This window comes from Gracilimonas tropica DSM 19535 (assembly GCF_000375425.1).
GTDB lineage: Bacteria > Bacteroidota > Rhodothermia > Balneolales > Balneolaceae > Gracilimonas > Gracilimonas tropica.
This window is the reverse complement of sequence record NZ_AQXG01000047.1, coordinates 1-1,200: the sequence shown is the minus strand read 5'-3', so window position 1 is coordinate 1,200 and position 1,200 is coordinate 1. Positions and strand designations below refer to the sequence as shown.

Below are 1,200 nucleotides of genomic sequence, written 5' to 3'. Positions count from 1 at the left end.
CACGAATCTTTAGATAAGCATCCAGTTCCTTTTTCAATTCTTTAATGATGGGAATTAGTCTTTCTTTTCGGCCTTTTGTAGGCGGTAGTGAAATATAGCTCAGCTCTCCATCTTCATAAGTCAGGTTTTCACCTTTCAGTCCGGAGTACGAAAGTTCAGGATCATAAGCCGCCTCATGCTTACGGAGTCCACCATAGAAATACAAAGCCACAATTGGTTTGAACCAGTGCTGAACCAAATTTGGGTCAAATTCGGGCAAGTCTTTCTTGCGTTCTAATTCTTCATCGAATTTCTTAAAAAGAATTCCAAGTTCTTCCTCAGAAATCATTTTTGGCCGGGTATTTTCTCTGATTCTTGGTAAATCCTGCCTGATAGTTGGAAAGTAGTTCTTCTCTACGATCTTCTTTTTTAGCAAAAACTTCCACCAAGACCGGAAGTGCCGGAAATAGTAGTGCCTTGTAGCAGAGGTGATACCTTTTTTGAAAATCACATTTTCAAAATGATAGCTTAACACATTGGTCGGGTGGACATCGGATAACTCATTTAATTCCACAAAATGATCTAAAGCTCGTTGGTAGGCTCCAATGGTTGCCGGAGAGAGGTGATTCTTTGACTTATAGAATAATTCAATGGATTCACTAACCGTGTTACAGTCAGTGCTTTCATCACTGGTGTTCCTTTGCAACACCTTCTTGGGATTAAATCCTTTGGAAAAGGGATTGATCTTGCCTAACGATTCCAGTTTTTCGAGTTCGGTTACCATTTTCTGAGCAACATCCTTGTGTCGGGTGCCCAATGATTTCCGAACATTCTTTTTACCCAGTTCTTCAGAGTAAAAATTTACATAGTAGTATTTACCGCGCTTGATAAGAAATGCCATAGTAGGAGCCTTCTGAATTAAAGTTCGGTAAGCGAACTCTAAATTCAGCAGCCTTTGCGAACGGGCATTCCAAAATTGTACATAGTAGTGTACATAGTAGTTGGGAATGTAGGGGAATAAAAGTGTACACTTTCGTTCCTTTGCGTTCGCTTACTTAGTGTAAGTAATTAGGCTTTTTTTGGCTTAGAAGGGAATTGAGAGGGTTTTTACACCCTCTCAATAATTGTGGGCCCGGCAGGACTTGAACCTGCGACCAATCGATTATGAGTCGACTGCTCTAACCAACTGAGCTACGGGCCCTTTAGTTAATTAAACGACGA

At 40.6% G+C, this 1,200-nt stretch carries 1 protein-coding gene and 1 tRNA gene; both read right to left on the bottom strand.

Annotation, left to right across the window (positions count from 1 at the left end; all coding sequences use genetic code 11):
• On the bottom strand, positions 1-880 hold an 880-nt coding region (locus B151_RS19225; protein ID WP_040517265.1), incomplete at its 3' end, for a tyrosine-type recombinase/integrase.
• A gap of 226 nt (positions 881-1,106) precedes the next feature.
• A tRNA-Ile gene (locus B151_RS0117530) sits at positions 1,107-1,180 on the bottom strand.
• Between the last annotated feature and the right edge of the window lie 20 nt (positions 1,181-1,200).